We start from the raw sequence: 6,084 nt of genomic DNA on the forward strand, positions 1-6,084 counted from the left end.
CCCCGTACCCGTCGGGGCTCCGGGCCGCCGGCCCCGCCCGCCCCGGCCCCGCGGGCACGGCGGCCCGCTCCAGGACGAGGTGGTCGGTCACCGGACGGTAGCCGAGCCGCTGGTAGAGGGCGTTGCTGGTGGGATTGGCCAGGTCCGTGAAGAGCAGGACCTGGGCGACGCCCCCGTCGAGCGCAGCGCGGCTGATCGCCTCGGTGGCCCCCGCCGCGTACCCCCTGCCGCGCTCGGCGGGCGGGGTGTAGACGAGGTGGACCCGGGCCTGGCCCTCGATCGTGCGGGAGACGGCGGCCATCGAGACCGGCCCGCCTTCGGGCTCCGTCCAGAGCCACAAGCGTCCTTCGGCGATCCGCTCGGCGACGAAGTCGGTGTAGTCCGCCGCGGGCCGCTCTCCGATGGCCGACGCGAACTCCCCCGTCCAGGCGGCGACGAGCGGGGCGTCCACCGCGGAGGCGACCCTGGCCCGGCCCACCGGGGCCGGATCCGGCGGGATCAGCCCGTCGAGGCGGAAGAGACGCATCCGGGTGGCCGGCTCCCAGGGGCCGCCGGCGGCTTCCGCGTACGCCCGCACCGCGGCCGTCTCGCCGCGCACCGTCGTCGGTTCCTCCCCCGCCGGGAAGAAGAGGGCTCCGGCGGCCCCTTCCGTCGTCGCGCCGAGGTCGAGGACCCCGGACGGCGAGACCGCGAGCACACCGGCGACCCGACCGTCCGGCTCGACCCACCAGCCGAACCGGACCGGCCGGTCCAACAGGCCCAGGACGGCGGTGTTACGGACCGCCTCCGTCGCGAGGTGCCGTGCTGCCGCCCTGCGGAACACCTCGGATTCCCCGGTGAAGTGCCATGTCATGGCGGCATGATGGTACGGATCGGGGGCGGCTCGCCACTCCTTTCGGCCCCTCAGCCCCGCAGGTGCGAGGTGTCGTTGAGGAGCCGCACGGAGGCGTTGCCGTCGGCGTAGTAGGCCACGGCGGAGATCGAGGCGGCCGACAGCTCCATCCGGAACAGCGACTCCGGCGGGGCCCCGAGCGCAAGCCGGACCAGGGTCTTGATCGGCGTGACATGGGTGACGAGGAGGACGGTGCGGCCCGCGTACGCGGCGGTCAGCCGGTCCCGGGTCGCAGCGACGCGGCGGGCCACGGTGGCGAAGCTCTCGCCGCCACCGGTCGGTGCGGCTTTCGGCGAGGCCAGCCAGGAGTCCAGGTCCTCCGGGTACCGCTCCCTGACCTCGCCGAAGGTGAGGCCCTCCCAGGCGCCGAAGTCGGTCTCCCGCAGGCCCTGTTCGACGCGCACGTCCAGACCGATCCGGGCGGCGACGGCCGCGGCGGTCTGGCGGCAGCGGGCGAGGGGCGAGCTGATGATCTCCTGGACGGTGCCGCGGGCGGCGAGCGCCGTCGCCACGGCTTCGGCCTGGCGCAGCCCGGCGGCCGACAGGTCGGGGTCGCTTCCCCCGCTCCCCGAGAACCGCTTCTCGGGAGTGAGCGCCGTCTCCCCGTGCCGCAGTAGCACGAAGGTCGCCGGAGCCCCCATGTCGGGGCCGCTCCAGCCCTGTCGGGGAGCGGCCGCGTCCCGGGGCCGGGCGGACGGTGCGACCGGTGCGTGCCCCTTCGGGGCCAGGACACCGGCCTCGGCCTCGAAGTCCCCCGAGGCTCCTGCCACCGCCGGGAACGGGGCGGCCTCCGTGGCGGCGAACAGGCCGCCGTCCGGCTCCTCGCCCTGATCGGCGCCCGGCCAGCTGCCCGGTCCCGTCCCGTCGGGGCGCCGGTCCGTCCCGTCCGAAGACGTCGTCGTACCGGAAGCAGCCGCCGTGGCCAGGGCCGCGCGGGCGCGGGCCGCGCCCGCGGTCGCGTCGCCCGGAGGGCCCGCCGGGGGCAGGGCCGCGGCGTTGCGCGCGGCGGAGACGTCCAGGGCGGCCGTGGAGGCGGACGGCTCCCACTGGCGACCGCGCTTGCCCGCGTCCATGGCTTCGTTCGCGAGCCGGTCCGCGTGCTTGTTGCGCTCACGCGGGATCCACTCGTAGCGGACCCGGCCGGCCGGGAAGACCCGTGCGGCCTCGGCCGCGAGCGGCTTCATGTCCGGATGCTTGATCTTCCAGCGGCCGGACATCTGCTCGACGACCAGCTTGGAGTCCATCCGGACGTGGACGGTGGCGTCCGGGAACAGTTCCCGCGCCGCCTTGAGACCGGCCACCAGCCCCTTGTACTCGGCGACGTTGTTCGTGGCCACTCCGATGTATTCGGCGGCCTCCGCGAGCGTCTCGCCCGTCGCCGGGTCGAGGACCACCGCCCCGTACCCGGCAGGTCCCGGATTGCCCCGAGAACCTCCGTCGGCCTCGACCACGAGTTCGCGCATTACAGGCCGGACTCCGCGGTGCGGACCAGGATCCGACGGCAGTTCTCGCAGCGCACGACCGCGTCCTTGGCGGCGGCACGGACCTCGTTCAGCTCGGTGATGTTGAGCTCGATGTGGCAGCCCTCGCACTTGCGCTGGTAGAGCCGGGCCGCGCCGACGCCGCCCTGCTGCTCGCGCAGCTTCTCGTAGAGCTTGATCAGGTCGGCGGGGACGGAAGCCGCGACGAGCTCGCGCTCCTTGGCGACGGAGGCGGCCTCGACGTCCAGCTCGGCCTGGGCGGCATCGCGGCGGACAGCGGCGTCATCGGCCTTGGCCTGCACGGCGGAGACCCGCTCGGTCAGCTCGGCGAGGCGCTCCTGGACCGCTTCGCGGCGCTCCATGACCTCCAGGACGACCTCTTCCAGGTCGCCCTGGCGCTTGGCGAGGGAGACGATCTCGCGCTGGAGGTTCTCCAGGTCCTTCGGGGAGGAGACGGAGCCCGAGTCGAGCCGCTGCTGGTCGCGCGCGGCGCGCTGGCGGACCTGGTCGACGTCCTGCTCGGCCTTGGTCTGCTCGCGGCCACAGTCGCTCTCCTCGGTCTGCGCGGCGACGAGCAGGTCGCGCAGCTGGCTGAGGTCCTTGGTCAGCGACTCGATCTCGGCGTGCTCGGGCAGGGCCTTGCGCTTGTGGGCGAGCTGCTGGAGGCGGACGTCCAGGGCCTGGACGTCGAGAAGGCGGATCTGGTCGGCGGGCGCGGCGTTCAGTTGGGGGCTCCAGGAGAGGTGTGGTGGAAGGACCAGGGGTCGGTGACCGTCTTCGAGACGTGGACGCGGAGGTCCCAGCCGTGACGGTCGGAAATCTCGTCGAGCTGCGCGGCGGCCTGCTCGCACCAAGGCCATTCGGTGGCCCAGTGGGCGGCGTCGACCAGCCCCAGCGAAGAGCGCTGGATGGCCTCGGAGACCGGGTGGTGCCGCAGGTCGGCGGTGAGGAAGGCGTCCACGCCCGCGTCCCGTGCGGCATCGAAGAGGCTGTCGCCGGAGCCGCCGCTGACGGCGACGCGCCGGACCGTCATGCCCGGATCACCGGCCACCCGGATCCCCTGCGCGGTCGCCGGCAACCGCTCCGCGGCGCGGGCGGCGAAGTCCGCGAGGGTCTCGGGACGGTCGAGTTCGCAGATCCGGCCGAGGTTGTTCTCGGGGACGAGGGGGCCGACGACCCGGAGGTCGAGCGCGCCCGCGAGGGCGTCGGAGACTCCGGGGTCGGCGGTGTCGGCGTTGGTGTGCGCCACGTGGAGGGCGATGTCCTGCTTGATGAGGGTGTGCACGACCCGGCCCTTGAAGTGGCCGGCGGCAACCGTCGTCGTGCCGCGCAGATAGAGCGGATGGTGGGTGACGATCAGGTCGGCGCCGAGGGCGACGGCCTCGTCGGCGATCTCCTGGACGGGGTCGACCGCGAAGAGGACACGGGTGACCTCGGCGTCGGGGTCGCCGCAGACGGTGCCGACGGCGTCCCAGGACTCGGCTCGCTCTGGTGGCCAGAGGGCGTCGAGCTCGGCGATGACTTCAGACAGACGGGGCACGGAGGAAAGGCTACCTGCCCGCCGCGCCCCACCGTCCTGGCCTGTGGATAACCCGGCCGCCGGGGTCGGACCGCGCCCGTGGACGATCCGGCTGCCGGGGTCGGGTCGTCGCCCCGGCGGACCTCCCCCACCGGCCCGCACGCGGATCCGCACGGAGCCGATGCGCGGACCCCGCCCCGGAAGGACGCGCGGGCCCCGGAAGGACGGGCGGGCGCCGTCCCAGGAAGCGGAAACGATGCCGCCGCAGGGCCTCCACAAGGACAGGGAGCCCCTCTGCGGGGGAGGGGCTCCCTCCGGAAGCACCCGGAAGGAGCTCGGAAGGAGCTCGGAAGGAGCTCGGAAGGAGCTCGAAGCGGCCGGCTCGGGTCCCCTCCGGACCTTCTGCCGGGGCCGTTCGGCCTACACCCCGGCGGCGTGCGACGGAACTCCCCGGAGGGGAGTGTGGGCGCACCCGAAGCCGGCGGACCGCCTTCGGGGTGCCGCGGCGAGGGGCACCGGCGCCACTCGCCCACCGAGGGCGTTCGGGCGGCGAGCGGCAGTGGAGTCCTCGCCGGTGGAGGGAGTGGAGGGCCCCCTCGCCGGGACCGCGGTGCCCGTGATCGACCGGAGCGCCGGAATCCGCTTAGGTTCGCCTTGCCTTACCCTCGTGGATCACTCCAGCACACCCGCCCGTTCCCCCTCAGTCGAACCGCCGCAGGGCCACCCGTATGTGTGAAGTGGCCCTGCTCGTGTTGTTCGGCTGGAAGTGCGAAAACTAGCTTCATGGCCGGAGGTGACGAGTCGATGACAGCGTGTGCCATCGAGACCACGGCCGAGGACGACGACCGCGCCGGGCAGCCCGGCGGGGACGCCGGCCGGCCGACGGGGTTGACCATCACGGCGAACGGCGCGTACGCGGCCAGGCTCGCGGGCGCCGGGGACGCCCTGTACGTGGAGAGGTGGACCCTCGACGGCCCGGAGCCGTACGCCGTGCCGCTCCCCCTCGACCAGCCGGAGGAGGCCGGCGCCCAGCTGCTGCCCCTGGCCGACGGCCGGGTGCTCGTCGCCCGCCGCGTGGACGGACGGCGCAACACCTTTTCGCTGCTCTACCCCACCGGGCCGGCCACCGGCGAACTCCCGCTCGGCGCGGTGGAGGCGCCCGGCTCCGAGCACCTGGTGCTGCTCCCCCCTTCGCCGGACGGCATCTGTGCCTACGCGATGTGCGTCGGCCCCGACACGACGACGCTGTGGCTGGTCGCGGGCGGCGCCTTCGGACCGGAGCGGGTCGCGGAGGTGAAGGGTCGCTGCACGGGCGGGGTGTGGCTCGACCGCACGGGTCGGATGCTCGCGCTGGACCGACGGCTCGACGACGGCCCGGTGAAGGCCGTCGCCGTCGATCTGGAGCGGGGCGGCGAGGTGACGCCGCTGCTGCAGATCACCGAGGAGAGCAACGACCGGTTGCTGCTCGCGGACCCGGACAGCGGACTGCTCCTGATCCGCTCCGACGCACCGTCGGCGGGGCACGACCGGCTCGGCTGGGGGGTGCTGGGAAGCCTGCTGCCGGTGCGCTTCCCGGAGTGCCTCCGGCTCGACGACGCGGCGGTGACGCCGTTCGCGGTGCAGCCGGATCAGGTGCTGGTGCCGGAGAGCTGCGCGGTGGCGCTGCGGATCGACGCCGCCGGTGGCAGCTGGGTGGGCACCTGGCGGCCCTCGTCCCGCCGGATGGTCCAACAGGCCGCACCCCAGGGGTGGCTGGCCGGATCCGGGCTGTGGACGCCCGAGGGCGTGCTGCGGCTTCCGTACGCGACGGCCGAGGTGCCGTGCGGGCTGGCCGGCCTGGAGGTCCCCCGGGAGCCCGAACCGGAGCCCGAACCGGAAGCCGGCCGGGAGCCGGAGCCGTCGGTGGCCGCGGAGGAGCCCCGGGTGTGCCGTCCGGTGCCTTTGCAGCAGGCTCCGCTGACGGACAGTAAGCCCGCTGGTTAGACTCACTGGCCGCACAGCAAGAGCGATATGTACGGGGTGAGTTCCACCATGTCGGAAATCAGCACGGAAGGCACGGAGCCGCGCGGCACCGGAAAGCACCGTGGAGAGGCGTCGCCCGCGGAGGACTCCGCGTCCTCGCCGCACGGCCGGCACCGTCGCGAGGGCGATGCCCCCGCGCAGTGAACGAGGACAGGAGCAGGGCCCCGGGG

The 6,084-nt window shown here is 74.2% G+C and carries 5 protein-coding genes; 1 reads left to right on the forward strand and 4 read right to left on the reverse strand.

What is annotated here, in order from left to right:
- The 4 genes from ACFW2Y_RS34250 to ACFW2Y_RS34265 all read right to left on the reverse strand — a co-directional run.
- A partial coding sequence (locus ACFW2Y_RS34250; RefSeq protein ID WP_384887198.1) for a GNAT family N-acetyltransferase occupies window positions 1-853 on the reverse strand: 853 nt, incomplete at its 3' end.
- 50 nt (window positions 854-903) lie between these two features.
- The gene (locus ACFW2Y_RS34255; RefSeq protein WP_384887200.1) at window positions 904-2,355 is read right to left on the reverse strand and encodes a bifunctional RNase H/acid phosphatase; all 1,452 of its coding nucleotides are present in this window, start codon (window positions 2,353-2,355) and stop codon (window positions 904-906) included.
- Window positions 2,355-3,098: a zinc ribbon domain-containing protein gene (locus ACFW2Y_RS34260; protein ID WP_384887208.1), complete on the reverse strand. Its 744-nt coding sequence runs from the start codon at window positions 3,096-3,098 to the stop codon at window positions 2,355-2,357. Before ACFW2Y_RS34260 ends, ACFW2Y_RS34255 begins: the two co-directional genes overlap by 1 nt.
- Window positions 3,095-3,913 (reverse strand): Nif3-like dinuclear metal center hexameric protein, encoded by an 819-nt coding sequence (locus tag ACFW2Y_RS34265; protein ID WP_384887203.1) that lies wholly within the window; start codon window positions 3,911-3,913, stop codon window positions 3,095-3,097. Before ACFW2Y_RS34265 ends, ACFW2Y_RS34260 begins: the two co-directional genes overlap by 4 nt.
- Before the next feature lie 783 nt (window positions 3,914-4,696).
- Here ACFW2Y_RS34265 and ACFW2Y_RS34270 point away from each other — a divergent pair.
- The gene (locus tag ACFW2Y_RS34270; protein WP_384887205.1) at window positions 4,697-5,875 is read left to right on the forward strand and encodes a hypothetical protein; all 1,179 of its coding nucleotides are present in this window, start codon (window positions 4,697-4,699) and stop codon (window positions 5,873-5,875) included.
- Window positions 5,876-6,084: the final 209 nt, after the last annotated feature.

Source organism: Streptomyces sp. NPDC058877, assembly GCF_042742855.1.
Classification (GTDB): domain Bacteria; phylum Actinomycetota; class Actinomycetes; order Streptomycetales; family Streptomycetaceae; genus Streptomyces.